Origin of the sequence: Lentisphaera marina (genome assembly GCF_028745505.1) — a bacterium.
GTDB classification, from domain to species: Bacteria; Verrucomicrobiota; Lentisphaeria; order Lentisphaerales; family Lentisphaeraceae; genus Lentisphaera; species Lentisphaera marina.
Window position 1 is genome coordinate 588,636 of record NZ_JAQZZL010000002.1, and the last position, 18,887, is coordinate 607,522.

The window sequence follows — 18,887 nt, forward strand, 5'->3', positions numbered from 1 at the left end:
ATTTGTATATCTCTGTTTGGGCTTTTTTTCAATAAAAAGCCTTAGGGTACATTTACAAGTGATTTACAAAGAGCACTTATAGGAAAGTTGCATAAAAGAACAAATGATTTGTTCGTAGTGTACAGAGACGTTCTCAGGGACTTTGAGGCGTATGCGAGAGTAATTTAAGATACCTTTGACACCTGCATGGATAATTTGATCGCAAGTTTTTTGTGCACGAGCTGCGGGCACGCAGAGTGCCGCCATGGTGATATTTTGTTCTTTAATTATATCCATCATTTTATCTGAGTCGAAAACTTTTACGCCGCCAACTTCTTGGCCAATCACGCTCGGGTCAACATCAAAGGTTGCCGTGAGCTTCATGCCATAACGATCAAAAGGTACATGGGCAGTTATGGCGCGACCTAAGTTGCCCATGCCAATGATGCAAAGTCTTGTTTCGTTCTGAAGGTTGAGGGCAATGCGAATGTCTTTAATTAATTCAGAGCATAAGTAGCCATGGCTCTGGCTACCTTTGTGTTCGATCTGAAAAATGTCGTGGCGAACTTGACTTGAGTTGTTGCCGTAAACAGTAGCCAAGGCGCGACTCGATACAACTTCTTGTTCTTGAACAATAAATTGCTCAAGGATCAAAAGGTATTCACTCAGTCTTTGAATGACGGGAGGTGAGAGTGCGCCACTTGGCTTTTTTTGTGGCATTTTTACTACTTGCTAGTGACTGTAACTGAGTCTTGAATAGATTTAAAGACCTCGTTTACTTTTTCGTAAGCCAAGCGAGATTTTTCAGTTTCCATAAGTGTCTCAAAGCTTTTTTTAACTTTGTCTTCGCTACCAGCTTCAATCTTTTTGATGTATGCCAAAATGCTGTTGTTACCGCTAGCAGTAATGTAGGCGCTGTCTTTTTCAAGAACTTCATCGCTGAGTAGGCCAGTGAATTGAGCTTTGTTTTCAGGGCTAAGAGTTTGTTCAGCATCAAAAGAATTTGATTTAAAGAAGACGGCCATATCTTCGGCTTTCTCGAGTTCTAATTTAAGTGCATCGGCTTTAGCTTTGGCAAGGACTTTACCTTCGGCATTAGCAACTTGAATAGCGATACTTGATTTAGCATTTTCGAATGAGACATAACTTGAAGGTGTTTCTCTTTCTACTAATAGGTATTGGATATCGCCATTTTGCGTAACAGAAGGATCACTTAAAGGGCGAGTTGCAGAGAGAGCTGAAAGCATTTGTCCAACTTGTGCAAAGGCTTCTTGAGAGAATCCGCCTGGAGGAGTGTAGCCTTGTTGAAGGAGTTGCATAGCGAGCTGCATGTTTTGCTGACTTCCAGATTGTGGAGTAAGAGGTCTTAGTTTACGCTCGGTGAATTTTCCTTTTGCAGCTTCCGCAAGGAAGAGGTTGAAGAAGTTTTCATTGGCGCGGTTGCTTGAAATGAATGATTGTAGTTTTTCAGCTGCAAGTCTCGCTTTAGTGCTAGCTTTTGCATGAGTGATGCTAGAGCTGATAGCTTTGCTAGCTTCTGCATAAGGAGTTTCTGCACGTTTGTCATTAACTATTGTGAATGAGAAGACAAGCTCTTTAGCGATAATATCAGTTGATTTACCTTTGTTTAAGGCAAAAAGAGCTTTGTTGTTATCGTCTTCTTTTACCCACTCAGTACTAGAGCTTTTAATGTCAGTATTCTTTTTTAATTCTTCAGCTAAGTTTTTGGCTTGGCTATCAACTAGGACTTTGATCGCTTTTAAAGCAGTTTCTGCAGCAGCAAGTGATTTGTCATCTTTAGCAGTAATGGAGTATTCAGTGCTTTTGATTTGAGCAGCTTTGTATTCAGCAATATTTTTATCGTAATCAGCTTTAATTTCTTCCTCGCTTACAGCGACCTCAGAGTAGAGAGTACTTGGGCTTAAGCTGACAAGGCTGAGTTGAAGGCTGCGTGGAATGAGGAATTGACGTTTGTTGTCTTCGTTATTGTAGAAAGCTTGTAGAGGTTCTGGACCAAAGTAAGCTTCAATAACTTGTTCACGTACTTGTGCGAAAGGCAATACGCCACCTTTAGCAGTGAGAACCGCAACGTAATTGTGCTGGCTTCCTTCGATTACCTGACTAAAAGGTTTTTCTGAGCTAAGCTCAATGATGGCTGTACTGAGAGCAAAGTCATTTTCAATGAGTTGACCAGCGTTGATGTTTGATACGCGAGTTTTTGGGAGTGTGATGACGTCAAGTTTTTTACTTTTTGCGACAGCCGCAAAATTACTTGCTTTTACTTTAGCAACTGCTTGTGCAAAAGCTTCAGCAGCAGTTTTACCTTCGGGACTTTTTGCAAAGCGAACAACTTGAGCGGCTAGGGTGTCGTCGAAAGTGAACTTATCTTGATTCTCTTTGAAGTAAGTGACTAATTTCTCATCCATGGCTTCAGTAGCAGATAAAGTTTTTGCTTGCAATGTGATGGTGCTGTTTTGCTGTTGGGCTTTGGCTTTTACTTGAGCTTCATCAACAGTCACACGATCTTCAAAACTTTCGAAGTAGTTGCGACGAGTAAGAATTGTTTTGATTGCTTCATCAAGTTCTTGACCTCCAACACCAAGACGAGTGCGGACAATTTTGATCATTTCTGGAGTGAGTTTGTTTTCATCAGCAAATTTGCGCATGGCTTCAGTGTCGATTTCTTTAGCAGTATAAGTGCCTGCTGCGATATCCTTTTGGATCTTTCTGTCGATCGCAGTTTGAGATAAGACGGCTTCGATGTGGGCGCTGTTGCTATTGTTCAGTTCAATAATGGCTTTACGCTCTAAACTGATGATGATGCTTTCTTTTTCAGCGAGTTGGTCGTAGGCGTCTCTTTCGATAAGGTCACCATCAATGGCTCCCACGGCACCCGCTCTTGGTCCGCTGCCTAAATCTGTAATACTTACATCACTTAGGGTGAGAATAAAAGAGAGAGTAAGAAGGCCAAAAACGATCACAAAAAGATTTTTGTTTTTGGAGAAAGAGTTGTTGAGTGATGAAAACATAGAGATCCATTAAAATTGAGGTTAAAACTTGAAAGAGCCTAAGATAAAATCACAATAAATAGCGTCAAGTAGTATAGGGCGCTATGCACTATAAAAGCCGTTAAAAAACACATATATTTGGCAGGGGGTGAGGGATTCACATCATTGCGCGACGTTGACCCATGAAATCATGGATGGCAAGGTCAAAAGGATCGGCAGTATTGATGAAGCAGCAAGTGATCTTACTCTCTTGGCATTGCTCTTTAATTTTACTTATAAAATCTTGGATGAGTTTTTGATAAACTTGGCGAATTGAGTCCGGATTGGCGACTACTTGTGAATCGGGATTTTCACTATCATTGAAGCGAGAGAGTTCGCTTTCTTTAAGCTCAATTTCTTCTGGATCAAGAATGTGGAAAAGCATAATATCGTGTTTTCCATAACTCAAAGTTTGGAGGGTTTCTAAAGCTTTATCACTATCACCCAAGAGGTCGCTAAAGCAAACGAGTAAACCTTTGTGGCCGAGCATGGAGGCGGCATTGGGCAGTGCTGTACTGAAATCGCTCGCTTTAGATTCTTCCTGGCTTCCCAATGTGTGGATGATCTGCATGAGTTGTTTTTGACCTGATTTCGGCTTGATGAAATGACGTACATCATCATCAAAGGTAATCAGTCCAGGGCTATCTTGTTGTTGAGTGAGGATTAGGCTTAAAGCCGCGCACAGGCAAGTGGCATATTCGAGTTTGCTCAAGGCGTGGCTTTTGTAGTTCATTGATTCTGAGATATCGACTAGAAAAGTGCATTCAATATTGGTTTCAGCTTCGAACTTTTTGATGTGGTACTTGTCAGATCGTGCATAGACTTTCCAATCAATATCTTTGATGGGGTCGCCTTTTATATAGGGGCGATGCTGACTGAACTGTGTTGAAAAACCATGTTGTGCAGAGCGGTGACGTCCAGTTAAGTAGGCTTCGGCAATACAGCGAGCCTGCAAATCTAGGCGTTCAACGGCATTGACGACTTCGGGGTTGAGGTATTGGCTTAAATCGGACATGGCTTAATCTAGTGCCAGTCAATTTTATTGAAACGTGAAACCTAAAAGCTGAAAGCTAAATATGCTTGTCGCAGTAATCTTGACCATCATCACCGACGCGAAAAATCATATGGGGATCATCGTGTTCCGTCATGCCACAAGTTGTGCATTTATGGAAAGTGGGGCGCCCCTGATTGGGGTCCACGCTTTTTTGAAATTCTTTACGACGTTTGCGTAAGCTTGCATCTCCGTACAAATAGGGGAGAACAAATGAGGCGTAATGAATGAGCGGGATCGCATAAATGAGAGCCACTGCACGAGCAGCAAAGGGGCTTAGTTGTGGAGAATTTAAAGCAGAAAAAGCCATGAAGGCAACAAAGAAACCAGAGATAAAACCAAGGTACTTGATTTTAACTGGGATGATAAACATTAAAGTGATTTCCACATCGGGGAACTTTGTTGCAAAAGCCATAAAAACACCTGCATAGAGTAAGTCTTCTGGAAAAGGTGCTGCTTTTGAGTAGAATCGAATGCCAGTGAAAATGGCGAGATAGAGCAGGGCGTAAAAAAGGATGTAGAGATTATAGCGAAATTTCCCCCAGATTTGCTCAAGGCCTCGGCCTGCCATCAGAAAGATGGAGAGCGCGAAGAAAAGCCAAATAATATTCCATCCCTGCATGGTTTGCACTGGAGGAGTGCAAAGAGCGCCAATGAGGTCGCCGACAATATGAATATTGGCAACTTGGATGCGCTCGAGTGTCGAGGCATAAGTGTTGGGGTTGCCATTAAAAATGAGCTGGATAGATGCAAATACGATAACTTTTAAAATCAAAAGTTTCTTTGTGAGGTCAGCAATAACGAGGTGACCAAATTTAGCTTCCAGCTTATTTAGCAGAGCATTCATTACTTGAGTAATTCAATCTCGTTAACTTCATTCAAAACGGCAACAGTTGGCTTGTGACCCTTTTTGATATCTTCAGCATCAAAATAAGCGAAGTTCATGATGATGATGCGGTCGCCAACAGCACCGAGACGTGCAGCTGAACCATTGAGTAAAAAGGAGCGAGAACCACGTTCAGATGGGATGACATAAGTTTCTAGGCGTTGGCCATTGTTGAGGTTGCTCACCAAGATTTTTTCGTAAGGTAAAAGACCTACTTTATCCATGATGTCTTGGTCGATACCTAAGCTGCCCTCGTAATTGAGATCTGCTTGGGTAACCACGGCTTTGTGGATTTTGCTTTTAAGCACTTCGAGTTTCATAAAATTTCTCTATCTATTTAATTTTCGGGAAGATACACTCAAATGTGTTCTTGTAAAGTTAGCAGGGGAAACCGGCTGCTTTGCGGATGCGTGTCACAGTTGCCGAGGCAATTTCACGAGCTTTTTCAGCACCTTCTTGAAGGATCTTATCTAGAGCTTCACGGTCTTCGATGAGGGCGTCGTACTTTTCGCGCATGGGAGCAAATTTGCGTTCCACAGCTTCGTAGAGTTCCTGTTTAGCGTGACCCCAGCCTAAGCCACCAGCGCGGTAACGAGCTGCCAGGGCATCTTGCTCAGCTTGGTCTGCAAAGAGTTTGTAGAGGGAAAAAACATTGCAGCTCTCGGGATCTTTTTCTTCTTCGATTTCCTGAGAATTGGTCGTGACCTTCATGATTTGCTTGCGCATTTTCTTAGGGTTTTGAAAAAGAGGAATGGTGTTGTTATAACTCTTACTCATTTTACGACCATCCGTACCAGTGATGATGTCACAGCTCTCAGATATAATAGCCTCTGGGATAACCAAAATTTCTTCACCATAATTGTGGTTGATTGATTGTGCGATATCCGCAGTAATCTCAACATGTTGTTTTTGGTCGCGTCCAACAGGGACAATGTTTGTATCGTAAAGTAGAATATCTGCAGCCATTAAAACGGGGTAGGTATACAGTCCCATGTTAACACCTGAATCAGTGTCTTTACCAGCAGCTTGGTTATCTTGAACTTTTGCCTTGTAGGCATGAGCTTTATTCATCATGCCCTTAGCGGTGAAAGCCATGAGAAATGTCGCCAATTCATGTGTTTCTGGAACATCGGATTGACGGTAAATCAAAGCTTGTTCTGGATCAAGTCCGCAGGCGAGCCAAGTCGCGGCAACTTCATAGGTGTGGTCAAGCATCTCTTGAGGGTTCTTTACCGTGTTTAAGGCATGATAATCAGCTATGAAATAACGAGCTTGATATTTTTCTGCCAATTCCAAAGCGGGATTGATAGCGCCGAAGAAGTTTCCAAAGTGAGGAGTTCCGGTCGGTTTGATACCTGTGAGTGAGATTTTTTTGTCCACAAAATTACCTTAGAGCTAAGTTTTTTATCAGCCCTTTATTAGTCCAAAACTAGCTCTTTTCAAGCTTGGCTCGGGGATTTAATTAGCTCTCTTTGCTTTTTATCATCGCATCAACTTTATTCTGAAGCATGCGACGTTCGCGACGTTGTTCAGCTAATTGAAATCGTTCCATTTCTTTGGCAGATTCTGGCTTGAATTTTGGGACTTCCACAGCTTTACTTTTTTCGTCAACGGCAACCATAGTGAAATAACAGGTGTTAGTATGACGAATACTTTGCTGATGAAGATCCTCGGCAATGACCTTAACGCCAATTTCCATGGAGGTGCGGCCGGTGTAATTAACTGAGGCCAGGAAAGTAAGAAGTTCACCTATTTTAATAGATTGTTTAAATGTCACTTGGTCGACGGAAAGTGTGACGGCGTATTTGCCACAGTAACGAGTCGCACAAGTATACGCAACGCGGTCAAGGAGTTTAAGTAGGTCACCACCATGCATGTTGCCATTGAAGTTGGCCATTTCTGGAGTGACGAGTACTGACATTTCAGTTTGAGATTTTTTTAACATTTTTCTACCTGCAATTGTAAAATTATATTTCCAATAATGTTACATAAAAATTATTATTCAAACGATAATGTAAATATTTAATAATTTATTACATAATTGTTATTTTGTGTTCGTGTGGTAAGAAGATAAAAATTATTTATTTAAGTGTTGAGAATTTAATGGGGTGCAATAGTAAACTTTAAAGAGGTCCACAAAGTTTGGGTCACTTAGAATTTTACTGGTGACTTAATCTTAAGTTACAATGAATAAATATTATTGAGCCAAGACTTTTGGTGATATAAAAGATAAGGAAGAAATAATGAAAAGACTACATTTACTAGCTTTAATCTGTTTTGCGACATTCGCAAGTTTTGCAGCTGAACCAAAACCCATCAAAGTTCTTATGATCACCGGTGGTGGTTGGCATGATTACAAAACCCAGGCACCTCTTCTTAAGAAGACAATTGAGAGTCAAGTAAATGCGGAAGTAACAATTAAGTGGACTTCAACGGATGAGCACCCAGTAAAGCCAGCAGAGAATAAATTGCCAGAAGTCTTTAAAGGGGACTTTTGCAAAGGTTATGATGTGGTTTTCCACAATCATTGCCAGGTAAAGTTTGAAGATGATGATGCCATTGACAAAGTTATTGATAATCACATCAAAAATAAAGTTGGTGTTATCATGACTCACGGTTCCTTTCACACTTGGTTTAGAACCAAGCGTCAAGCATGGGACCGAATTTGCGGTGTGAATAGTATTCGTCATTACCACAAATCTCCGATAAAAGTAGAAGTGACAGACAAAAATCACCCTGTGATGAAAGCACTTGGCGTAGATGGTTGGGAAACTAAAGAGGGTGAGCTTTATCAAACAAAATTGAATACAGGAACTCAATCTTTAGCAAAAGGCACTACGCTCAAGGGGAAAACTCAAACTGAGGATTGCGTTTTTTCTCACACAGAAGGTGGTTTAAAAATGTTTGGTACTACACTCGGTCACCATAACTCCACTATGGAGCAGGAAGTCTATAAGAAAATGATGGCTTATGCAGTACTTTGGAGCGCGGGGAAACTCGATAAAGATGGTAAGCCAGCACCTGGTTACAAGAAGTAAGTTTTAAAGTAGGGGGCGTGAACCCTTACTTATAAATAGCCTTATTGTTTTTGGTTTATTACTGATAAAACATTAACACTAGACTTAAGGGGAGATTTTGCGGATTTTGATTTCGGTAAAATCTCCTTCTGCATTTAAGCTCAGAGTGTTTAGAGTGTCTTTACTTGCAGTGAATTTTTGATTTGAGTTTTTGCCGACAAGTAATTCGTACTCACCAGAGTGTAAACCTTGTAGTTCTAATTTAATTTCTTGTGCTTGTTGAGAGCGTTTTTCTATTGTAAAGCTAAGTAGGCTAAGTTCTTTATTCCAAGTGATAAAGGAACCTTTTTTGAAGCCCTCGCTCTTCAGGTTTAGGTGCAAGGCGCTCGTCTGACTAATGTAATGAAATTGCCTGCGAACACCATCGAGTGGTATGGCTTGCAGTTCATTATCTCTTGTTTGGAGATCTCCGCCATAAGCCAAGGGCCCGAAAATAGGGTCGTCAACGGCAATACATGCGGCGGCTTCGACGCCGGCGCACAAACCGTGATCAATTTCACCACAGACCGCCCAAGGACCACGAGACATGTTATCACAAGCCGAGTTCCATTCTGAGCCCTGCATCTGAGGCATGAAGCCCCAAGCGACAGAACCATCGTTGTTTTTTCCACCATACCAATAGCCATAATTACTTTTATCTGTACCACTATTAACTAATCCCCAGGAGCAAAGTAGCGAAGCGTAGCCGAGTTGAATGAGGTCAAACTTATTTTCTTCAAAATAGAGTCCTTGATCCATAATGGCCCAGCCTCCCATTTGCGACATATAACTCATGGTATAATTCGATGTTCCTACGGCACGGAAGTCACTGCCATAATGATAATAAGAGCTCTCCAATACACCACGGCATGCGAGATTGGCCATCAGTTGACGATGAAGGTAATCTTTGTGTTTTTCTTCATCAATAATGGGGTGAGAAAACCATTGCCCAGTATTTTTGTGTTGCCATAGATTATTATCGGCTTCCAGCGTATTTGTCAGGGCATATTTACCGATAGCGTAACTGGATTCATATGCGGTGGAATCGACCGGCATTTCGGAAACAAAGGGGTAGTCATCGTCATAGAGGAAGTACTTGACTTTTTTCTCCCACTCTCCTTCTAAATAATCGGCCTTGTCTGAAAAGCCTTCTTCTCTTAAACTAGTTATAAGGGGCAAGAGGTATTTCTCGTGAAAGTTTCCCAAAGTATAGGCCCAGTCGGTCCAACCTTCATGTGCCCAACCACCGGTCATCATAATGTTATAAGGAACTTCAAAATAGGCTTTTGCGGTACCGTAAGCACGTTCAAGGTAGTCATTAGCACTTAAATATTTAGTGAGTTCCGGGTTCTGTTGAGCAATGAGGTACATATTGTAATAAAGGGCGAAGTAGGTGGTGTAATCAAAGCTACGCCACATGCGACACTGACTACCGCCTTCTTGAGGACGACTCGTGGATTCTTCGATTAAATCATTTTGTGAATTGCGATTATTGATCCAGCTATCGGAACCGTATATGCCGTAGGGGTAGGGGTCTTCTTGATCGCTACGCTGATGCTTCCCCCAAACGAAATTTTTGATAAAGTACTCGAGAGAGGCAATTTCTTGAGCATCTGGATAAGCAACATTCTTTTCGGCTAGGTAGATGCACTTACTATTGGAGGGGTCATCGGAACCACTCACACAATAAGGATGTTGACTACCTGGATTATCTGGTCCCAGTAATTGTTTGCCCACTTCGGCACTGGCGTCCCATAAACTGTATAAGCCATCGTACCATTTATCGGGGGCGATGTGCTGTTGGGAGTTTGTGATAAAAGAGGCACGTTTTTTTATGAGTGTTTCTAGATCTTCGGTGATGAAAAATTCTAAGAGACTCTCTTGATTAGTTCCATATTCGAGGATGAGCTTATTCTCGCCTAGCTTTTCGAATTGAAGTTCATAAATGTCGTAATCACCGCGTTTACTAAGTTTTGTGATCTCAGTATGATCGGTAAATTCGGCAATGATTTGTAAAATATCTTTTTGTGATCGCAAGGCTATTTTGACTTTATTATCTCGTGGAATCACCATTCCTGGTGCAACGCGAATGTCGATGCCTCCACTCTGATAAATTTTTTCACGAATGTCAGCGTAATTATCACACCACTGAAAACGAAAGCTATAGCTGACTGTTTCTTGGGCGGGAATCAGTTTACTCGAGTTTTCTTGTCGCCAAGTTCCTTTTATCTTCTCTGTATGAGTTTTGGAATGAATGAAGGCACTATAGAGCGCTCCACCACTCGCATAGATGCCATTTTTAGCTTCAAAAAACTCGAGATGTGTCTCTTCTTTTGGAGTCATCAGTAGGTGCGAACCAAGGCCGCCCACGGGGAGCCAAAAAATAAATGAATTATGCCCAGCAATTTGACTGTGTTTGAAGACGCGTCCTTCAAATGATTCTTTGGGATTGCGCGTGTACTCTTCGTTGAATTTAAAAGGGGTTTCTAGGGTGCCAATTTCTAAAGTAGAATGACTATTGTTTTTTAAGTGAATATCCCAATCTAAGAAGGGGCCACTCTGTGAAAAGCAACTACTGACATGTAAATCCTGAGTCCCTTTTTCGTCACAATCTATCGAGTTTTCATTTTGTTTGTAGCTTATATTTAATGAACCTAGGCTATTTCCGGGGCGGATAAATTCCGTCTCAAAGGGGTCGTTTTTGCGTTTGAGTGACTTTATCTGTCCTTCGTGTTCATTAATAATAAATTCTCTAGGGGGATTCTGAGTCATGCTACCTCGACACTTTTTATAATTATGTAAAAAATAAGGGGGAGAGTAGGGCGCATCAATGTCCATATATGACAGCTTATTATCCAATCACGACATTGACTTCAGTGTATGAATTAAATGATCTTTAAGCTGTTAGATCTATTAAATTGCTTTCGTATTGTATGTAATCAGCAAAATCAGGAGTTCTAAATGAAATATATTTTATCAATGCTTTTACTAAGTTTATTTTCAGTCAATCTTTATGCCCAGAATTCCGAGAATAAGCGTCAGGAAATTTTAGAGAAATTTGATAAAGATGGTGATGGCCGCTTATCAAAAGGCGAGCATGAAGCCGTGCGAGCGCATTTTGAAGAAGAGCGCAAATCGCGAAAGAAAACTAGCCAAACGGAAAATAAGCGTACACCAAAAGTTAAAGTAGATGAGACTTTCTTGAAGGGAGAAGTGGTGACGATGCCCAGTTCTTTGGATGAAGCGACAAAAACTCTTCGCAATGAATTCGTTTTCTTCAAGCAGCTTAATCAAGAGGGGAAAGGGCCTCTTATAATCTACCTTCATGGTGGAGGCGCTCACAATGGTCCTACAGTAAGACATATGTCTAATCCGACGGCTTCCTTGATAAGCAAAGGGAAATATCCTTTTAATTTACTAATACCTGTATTTCAGAAAGCGGATGGTATCGCCAATGGTTGGAATCCGGATGACCTGACTCAGCTTCTTAAGTTTGTCGTGACTAAGTATAATATTGATGCTAAACGCGTTTTCCTTACGGGTCATAGTATGGGAGGCGCAGGAACCTTCATGTGGGCCAATAAGTACCCCGAATTATTTGCTGGTGTGGTTCCTAGAGCTGCAGGTGGAGCAGAAAGCCCGAAAAGTGAGCTTCCAGTGGAGGCGAAGAATTTTGTGAATGTACCGATATGGGCTTTTCATGGTTCAAAAGATGGCGTTTGCGATTATCGCAAAATTGAAAGCTTGCTCAATGAGATTGAAAGCCTAGGAGCAAAACCAAAATTCACACTACTGGAGGGGATGGGGCACAATATTTCCCCAGCAATAAACTCAGATGATAAGATCTTAAAATGGTTTATGGAGCAATGAAAAAATTCTTTTTGATAAAGTCATCGATAAATTATTTAGCAGTTGAGCAATTGAGGTCATAATGAAACTTAAGTATTGCTTAATGATATCTATCTTGTTGTCGTCTTATGGGTTGTCACGAGACCTAGAACGTCCCAATATTTTGTTTATTCATATGGAAGATATGGGCTGTGAAATTCCCGTATATGGAGATATGACTCAAGCGACCCCAGCCTTAAGTCAACTGGCTTCTCAGGGAATGGTTTTTGAGCGAGTTAATGTTACGGCACCCTCCTGTGCGCCATCTCGAGCAAGTCTTTTTACCGGCTTGTATCCCCACCAAAATGGGATGTGGGCATTTGATCAGACACATGGATTTCACTTTAGAGAAGGAGTGCCAACTTTTATACAAGCGCTTAAAAAAGCAGGTTACGCCACGGGGATAAGTTATAAAACAGGAGTAGAACCTGCTTCGGCTGTTCCTTTTGATCGTCAGTATAAATATAATAAAAATGCTTTAGGTAAAGATCCCGGAAGCTATCAAGTGTCGAATTGCATAGATGGTTTTCAGCACTTTTTGGAAAATTTATCGCCTGGGGAAAAGTTTTATTTTCAAGCACAGACAAATGATACCCACACGCAATGGGCCCCAAAATTCGAACCTATTAGAGGATTTAAAACGCGTTTTGGTTTTCATCCTATAGATGCAGATAAAGTGAAGGCTTTACTCCATTGGGGGAAAGTAAGAATGAATTCAAAAGCGCGACAAAACTTGGCTGAGTATTATGGAGCAATTCAGCGCGTGGATTTTTTTGTAAAAGAAATTCTTGCATTATTAGAAAAATTTGGACATACAGAAAACACCATCGTCATTTTTTCTTCAGATCATGGTCCTTCAGATTTGTTTCGAGGTAAAACCAGTTCTTATGAATTTGGTTTACGAGTTCCCTTTATTGTTAAGTGGCCTAATTATGTAAAGAAAGGCACTCGTAGTAATGCCTTGGTATCTTTTGTAGATCTCATGCCTACTTTTCTCGACTTAGCGAAACTGCCAATAGATGAATATTTACCAGGCAAATCAATTATTCCTATTCTGACTGGTGATCAGCCGATGGGACATAGGAGGTTTCTGTATTCTGCCTATAACTCACATACGACAAGTGAAGACTTATTGTGGCCGGCAAGAACGATTAATGACGGTCGCTATAAATTGATATATAACTTACTGGCAGAGCAGGGGATGAAACGTTTAGGTAAGCATGGAATAAACCATAAAATCAATGATGTTTTTACAAGTACTAAAGAAGCGCAAGATTTGCGTAAAAGAACGACTCAGCCAGGTGTCTATGAGTTGTATGATCTACAGTCAGATCCTGGAGAATTAATTAATTTAGTTAATGATCCAGAAAAAGCAGCTATCTTAAAAAAACTTAAAGAGGAACTTGATGACTGGAGAAGAAATCGAGTTAAAGATCCATTTGTTGAAGAGGAAGTCTTAAAATTATTTACTGAACAATATTTGGCTCACTGCCTCGAATGGAGGACTCAAATGTATCTAGGTGGAAAAGAAAAAGCAGCTCAAAATAAAAAAATACTGACTGCGAAAGGATGGAAATTAAATAAAGAAATCTGGATACCTAAATGGGATCCACAGCCATATAAAACAGAGAAAACACGATAATACTATTTTTTCTGTCGGAGTCTATCTAGTGTACAAAACAATAATGATAATTTGAAGTTTACACATCTTTATATACAAAATTGTTGCCTAATCCTAGCTCGTAAGATATCGTTTATTAAATAAAGCCCTATTTATGAGTGAAAGTGTAAATTAAGCAGTATTGATTTTAGATCTATGTTATATTTATTTCTTAGAGCATAATAAAAAGACCTTGAATAAAAACATACTGGTACTAACCTAGTTTAAAATAAACTATAGGTTTTTATGTTATGGAATGTACAATTGATGAAAATGACAAGAGCGTAAAATCTGTGACTGAGGCAAGCCACTACACAACGAAAGCAGAAGATAGAATTAGTTTAGAAAACAAATTCATTTACAGCAGTGGGATTATAGTCAATAATTTATTGGGTACAGCCATAGGGGCGATGATGATCGTTTTTAACTTAGGCTTGGGTATGGATCCCTTTAAGGCAGGTTTATTAGCCGCTTTGCCACGATTATTTGATGCATTTACTGATCCTTTGATTGGTTTCATTTCCGATAATCATCGTTCAAAGTGGGGCCGTCGCCGTCCCTTTATGTTTATTGGAGCCATTCTAACTGGTTTATTTTTTATGCTTCTTTGGAAGCTTCCTGTAGACAAAGGTCTGGACTATGTCTGGTGGTACTTTTTGATTGGTTCTGTTATTTTTTATGCGGCCTATACTGTTTTTGCGACGCCTTTGGTGGCTCTAGGTTATGAAATGACCCCGGATTACCATGAGCGGACTCGCCTCATGGGCTTTACAAGTGTGGCAGGAAATCTGGTTTACTTTGCAACGCCGTGGTTTTTTGCGTTTATGAAAAATGATCGCTGGTTTGATAGTATGGCGGATGCCGCAGCAAGCCTAGGTTTGATTATTGGTTCAATAACAATTGTATTAGGACTCATTCCAGCAATTTTTCTAAAAGAAAGACAAGTCAAGCTTGAAGTCAAAGAGACTTCGGAGGGAATGCTACAAGTCATGGGAGGCTTTTTTAAAGGCTTTGGAGCGACGCTCAAATTTAAGCCTTTCCTCAAATTATGTATAGCGACTTTCCTTATCTTTAACAGTTTCATGCTAATTAATAGCTTTCAAACTTATATAGCGACTTACTATTTATTTGAAGGCGATATGAAACGTGGGGGCTATTATATGGGCATAGTGGGTATGATAACGACCGCAGCAACCTATGCTATCATTATTTTTGCAACTTATTTATCCACTAAAGTAGGTAAGCGTAAAGCCTTTTTCATCTGCATGGGTTTATCAGCTTTAGGTTATGTTTTACGTTGGTTCTGTTATTCAAAAACGATGCCGTGGCTGATGTTTATTCCAGCACCATTGGTAGCTTTTGGTATGGGGTCTTTATTCACTTTGATCAACTCCATGGTAGCGGATGTTTGCGACTTGGATGAATTGCAATCACATGAACGTCGTGAGGGGATGTTTGGTTCTATATTTTGGTGGGTAATTAAATTAGGTTTAGCGGCGGCATTGGCCCTTTCAGGGTATCTTTTAAACTTAAGTGGCTTTGACATTGAATTGGGCAATAGTCAAAGCTCACAAGCGCTTTTCTTACTACGTGTTTTTGATGTTGGAATTCCCTTATTAGCAACAGTGCTTGCCATCTGGGCTGTGGCTTCATATAAAATCACAGAAGAAAAAGCTCATGAAATTCGCGAAAGTTTGGAAAAGCGTCGGGGACAGTCCTAGTTCTTGGAGACATTTGTCGTCTTTTTCTTAAAAAAGCATACTAGTTGACTTTTTTGTAGGGTACAAATATATACCAGTACTGGAATGATTATTTTACTCATGTAACTTAAAAAAAATCAACATGGGATCAAACGATGAGTAAAGATAATAAGTTGGCGCGTGGGCGCGGGAAAAAAACATTTTTATACAAACAGTTTGCAGATATTATTCGAAAGGAAATTGAAGAAGGTAAATACCTTCCTGGCGAGCGTTTGCCCTCCATGGATGATTTATCGCTGCGCTATAAACTGAATAAGATTACCGTTCGTAGATCTTTACAAGAATTGGCTGATGCTGGCTTATTATATTCTGTACCTGCTCAAGGTACCTTTGTTTCCGAATTTAGCGGCAATTCTAATGTAGTGGAGACTAATGAATCGGGAATAATGAACATTGGCTTAATCTCGAATGTGTTAATTCCGGGTTCAACAGGCCCCTATCACATGTCGGTTTTGGAGGGGATTCGCTCCGAAATTGGACGTCACGATGCCAATTTTATTTTACTCCCAGCTCCCGGAAGTCGTGAACGTAAAGAAATTCTAAAAATGATTCACGGAGCTAATTTGTCTGGGGTCATATACATGGGGCCAGTACCACAGTTATTCCTTGAACAGTTGATAAAAGATGGTCCTCCATCAATTGTAGTCGATTATCATTTTCACGGTCTTAAAGCAGATGTCGTACAAGCAGATAACCGCGAAGGTGGCTTTGTTGCCTTTAATGCTTTGATTGAAAAAGGCTGTAAAAAACTTGCCGTTATTGCAGGTGACAAAGAGCAGTCCACTACAGATGAACGCTTGGATGGAGTTTGGTCCGCATTAAAAGCGCATAATATTCCCCTTGAATCTGTGAGAGTAGAGTACTCAGACTATCAAATTAATGGTGGTTATGAGGCGATGGAACGTTTGTCGGCGGATATGCCAGATGGCGTTTTTTGTATGAATGACGAAATGGCCTTTGGTGCGAGTCGATTCCTCAAAGAAAAGCTTGGTGATGACTTCACAGATAAGGTGTCTTTGGTGGGCTTTGACGATATCAACTGGGCAGCTTTGGTTAATCCTGCACTCAGTACAGTTTCTATTGATAAAGAAGCCATGGGACGCATCATTGCCAAACGTTTGTTCGAGCGCATTGAGAAGCCAGAAATTCCTCGTTGTGTGACCCTGATGCCACCCTCACTTATTTGTCGTGAAACACTGTAAATAGATTTAGAAAATTCAAGCCCCGTAAGTCATAGATTTACGGGGCTTTTTCTTGCCTTTTTAGGCTGACTTATTTATGGGAACCAGGGACTTAAAGATTTTTTAATGTAAATGAGAAGAGAATTGGATTGAATCAATTTAATATACTAGTATAGATATAGATCTAATTTAATAAAAATAGGGTTGTTCTCATGTATAAAGAAAGAAAATTAAGTCAAACTTTTACCTTACTTGAGTTGATGGTAGTGATTGCTGTTATTGGCATTTTGTTATCTCTTTTGATTCCCGTGTTATCGCGAGCCCGGGAATCTGCGCGCGACGCTTCATGTAAAAGTAATTTGAAGCAATGGGGCGTAGGGATAGCGATGTATAGTGCTGATAATCGCTCTTACTTACCAGCTTCTTTTAATAATAGTCGTCAATACTGGTATGCTCAGTTGCATTCTTATATGAATTATGATCAATCCGATGTCTCAGATATCTATGAAAGTGGAATGATAATTAATACTTGTCCTTCGGTTACTCACGAAAGAAAAAAGAGTGGAGCTTTGGATTATGCCTCTAATAATGCAATTTTAAAGCATACTAATTTTTCAGCTGATGAATTTCGCTTAAAGTTGACCAAAGTGACTCATCCCAGTGATAGCTTAACTTTAGCAGATGCTAATGGAGTTTTTAATGGTTCGACGGCAGCATATCCTTTCATCCGAGGCCCAGTAGGAGTGTATCTTGATGGGATGTGGAACTTTTCTTCAGAAGATTTCCTAACACTCTATGACGATACTGAGCCAGAGCTTTTTATTAGATTTAGGCACAATGAAAATAGAAATACCAATATTCTTTGTGTTGACGGTCATGTAGAAGGCAAAAGAATGTCACAAATGAAAGCAAAAAATATTTACAATTATTAGGTAAGACATTTTAAACTAAATCAGTGACTTATATAATGTATATATACTTGACTTCATAAAATAATACTAGTATGGTGTTAGTGGTATTTGAAATTTAGAGCTTAAAAAATGAAACTGAAAAAATTCACTTTAATCGAATTGTTGGTGGTAGTTGCCATCATAGGTATTTTGGTTTCATTATTATTACCTGTTTTAAGTAAAGCACGTGAACATGCGCGTTCAGCATCTTGTAAGAATAATCTTAAGCAATTCGGATTTGCTACAGTTATGTACACAGATGATGAAAAGGATTATTTACCTGCTTCATTTACCACGGATCGTGAATATTGGTACGTGACTTTATATTCCTACATGAATGGAGTTAACAATTCAGCCTACAAGTTATGCCCATCGGTAAGTCACCCCAAAGGTGTTGTTTCTCTTAACTATGCTTCCAATAAAAATATTTTTAAGCATACGGATTTCGTGTCACCTGAATTTCGTTTGAAGATTAATGACTTATCGCAAGCTTCGTCAGCAGTGACTATTGGAGATGCGGGTATGTGGTGGGCACCAACAAATACTTCGTACCCATTTATTGAACAACCTTGGGCTTATGTAACAGAGCAGCATCTCTACGATCCTAACGATATCCTGCAAATGTATGATGATGTGACTGACGTGACCACTGGCTTACGCTTTCGTCATGTTGGGGATAAAAAAGCCAATTTACTTTTCGCAGATGGGCATGTGGCAGCTCAAGAAATGACGCAAATGAAAGCAAAAAATATGTATAATTATTAGAAGTCTATGTGTGTAGAGGAATATCAGCCAATCTGTTCTTCTAGTTCAGCAATTTCTTTGGCAATTTTATTGATGACGCGTTTTTTGTAGACGCAGACGGTATTATAGGGGATGGAAAGTTGATCGGCGACTTCATGCATGTCAATTCCCTTGGAAATTAATTCAAAACATTGGCGTAGAGTATCGTTAATCTGAGGGCTGACATTGGCCCAAGCTTTTTCGGCAATGAATTTTTTCCATTCAACAAGACTAATTTTTTCGATTTCAGCATCGACTTTATGATCTGAATCTTCATTGACAAAGAGGGCGGAATGACGATTGTGAACTCTAAAATAGGAACGAGCCGCATTACTAGTAACCAAGCTTAGCCAGGAACGAAATTTTCCACGCTCGCGATCATAATCAAATTCAGGAAGAGCTTTCCAGGCCTTGATGAGCACATCTTGAACAAGATCACCTTGATCAGCTTGCGGGATCTGCATTTTAATAAGAATGGACCAAATAAAACCTTGGTAAATATTATTAAACTCTTGCCAAGCCTTGTCGTCATGACTATTCTTGAGTTTGAGGAGCAGGGTTTCACGAGTGTTGTAGCGATCAGACACTATCTTTTCCTTGTTTAGAAATAAGTACTCTCATATATTAAACGAAGCTTGCTTAAACT

General features: G+C 40.1%; 16 protein-coding genes. 7 read left to right on the forward strand and 9 right to left on the reverse strand.

The features are described 5' to 3' along the window. Positions 1-63: 63 nt before the first annotated feature. The 7 genes from PQO01_RS13655 to PQO01_RS13685 form a co-directional block, all read right to left on the reverse strand. Positions 64-699 (reverse strand): redox-sensing transcriptional repressor Rex, encoded by a 636-nt coding sequence (locus tag PQO01_RS13655; RefSeq protein ID WP_274314642.1) that lies wholly within the window; start codon positions 697-699, stop codon positions 64-66. Positions 700-704: 5 nt separating this feature from the next. Further along, positions 705-3,008: a peptidylprolyl isomerase gene (locus tag PQO01_RS13660; RefSeq protein ID WP_274314643.1), complete on the reverse strand. Its 2,304-nt coding sequence runs from the start codon at positions 3,006-3,008 to the stop codon at positions 705-707. Positions 3,009-3,144: 136 nt separating this feature from the next. Then, the gene (locus PQO01_RS13665; RefSeq protein WP_274314644.1) at positions 3,145-4,041 is read right to left on the reverse strand and encodes a DUF58 domain-containing protein; all 897 of its coding nucleotides are present in this window, start codon (positions 4,039-4,041) and stop codon (positions 3,145-3,147) included. 55 nt (positions 4,042-4,096) lie between these two features. Continuing rightward, on the reverse strand, positions 4,097-4,924 hold the full coding sequence (locus tag PQO01_RS13670; RefSeq protein ID WP_274314645.1) for a hypothetical protein: 828 nt from the start codon (positions 4,922-4,924) through the stop codon (positions 4,097-4,099). After that, positions 4,924-5,283, reverse strand: coding sequence for an aspartate 1-decarboxylase (gene panD / locus PQO01_RS13675; RefSeq protein WP_274314646.1), 360 nt, complete (start codon positions 5,281-5,283; stop codon positions 4,924-4,926). The genes PQO01_RS13670 and panD overlap by 1 nt, the downstream gene beginning before the upstream one ends. 58 nt (positions 5,284-5,341) lie before the next feature. Then, positions 5,342-6,343 carry a tryptophan--tRNA ligase gene (gene trpS / locus PQO01_RS13680; RefSeq protein ID WP_274314647.1) on the reverse strand — a complete coding sequence of 334 codons (1,002 nt, stop codon included), beginning with the start codon at positions 6,341-6,343 and terminating at the stop codon, positions 5,342-5,344. 82 nt (positions 6,344-6,425) lie between these two features. Then, on the reverse strand, positions 6,426-6,908 hold the full coding sequence (locus PQO01_RS13685; RefSeq protein WP_274314648.1) for an acyl-CoA thioesterase: 483 nt from the start codon (positions 6,906-6,908) through the stop codon (positions 6,426-6,428). A gap of 298 nt (positions 6,909-7,206) precedes the next feature. Between PQO01_RS13685 and PQO01_RS13690 the strand changes: the two genes are divergently transcribed. Then, positions 7,207-8,001: a ThuA domain-containing protein gene (locus PQO01_RS13690; protein WP_274314649.1), complete on the forward strand. Its 795-nt coding sequence runs from the start codon at positions 7,207-7,209 to the stop codon at positions 7,999-8,001. 84 nt (positions 8,002-8,085) lie between these two features. On the opposite strand, the gene PQO01_RS13695 is transcribed toward PQO01_RS13690, so the two are convergent. Next, positions 8,086-10,791 carry a DUF5695 domain-containing protein gene (locus PQO01_RS13695; protein ID WP_274314650.1) on the reverse strand — a complete coding sequence of 902 codons (2,706 nt, stop codon included), beginning with the start codon at positions 10,789-10,791 and terminating at the stop codon, positions 8,086-8,088. A 189-nt stretch (positions 10,792-10,980) separates the two neighbouring features. Here PQO01_RS13695 and PQO01_RS13700 point away from each other — a divergent pair, with 189 nt between their 5' ends. The 6 genes from PQO01_RS13700 to PQO01_RS13725 all read left to right on the forward strand — a co-directional run bounded on the left by PQO01_RS13700 (position 10,981) and on the right by PQO01_RS13725 (position 18,223). Then, a complete protein-coding gene (locus tag PQO01_RS13700) occupies positions 10,981-11,889 on the forward strand; it encodes a carboxylesterase family protein (protein WP_274314651.1) in 909 nt (302 codons plus the stop codon). 82 nt (positions 11,890-11,971) lie between these two features. Further along, entirely contained in the window at positions 11,972-13,549 is a 1,578-nt protein-coding gene (locus tag PQO01_RS13705) for a sulfatase family protein (protein ID WP_274316147.1), read from the forward strand. 269 nt (positions 13,550-13,818) lie between these two features. Then, positions 13,819-15,288, forward strand: a complete 1,470-nt coding sequence (locus PQO01_RS13710; protein WP_274314652.1) for an MFS transporter — start codon at positions 13,819-13,821, stop codon at positions 15,286-15,288. 134 nt (positions 15,289-15,422) lie between these two features. Beyond that, the gene (locus tag PQO01_RS13715; RefSeq protein WP_274314653.1) at positions 15,423-16,529 is read left to right on the forward strand and encodes a GntR family transcriptional regulator; all 1,107 of its coding nucleotides are present in this window, start codon (positions 15,423-15,425) and stop codon (positions 16,527-16,529) included. 191 nt (positions 16,530-16,720) lie between these two features. Beyond that, positions 16,721-17,440, forward strand: coding sequence for a type II secretion system protein (locus PQO01_RS13720; RefSeq protein ID WP_274314654.1), 720 nt, complete (start codon positions 16,721-16,723; stop codon positions 17,438-17,440). Positions 17,441-17,548: 108 nt separating this feature from the next. Then, entirely contained in the window at positions 17,549-18,223 is a 675-nt protein-coding gene (locus PQO01_RS13725; RefSeq protein WP_274314655.1) for a prepilin-type N-terminal cleavage/methylation domain-containing protein, read from the forward strand. Positions 18,224-18,246: 23 nt separating this feature from the next. Here PQO01_RS13725 and PQO01_RS13730 read toward each other — a convergent pair whose 3' ends face one another. Continuing rightward, the gene (locus tag PQO01_RS13730) at positions 18,247-18,828 is read right to left on the reverse strand and encodes a sigma-70 family RNA polymerase sigma factor (protein WP_274314656.1); all 582 of its coding nucleotides are present in this window, start codon (positions 18,826-18,828) and stop codon (positions 18,247-18,249) included. Positions 18,829-18,887: the final 59 nt, after the last annotated feature.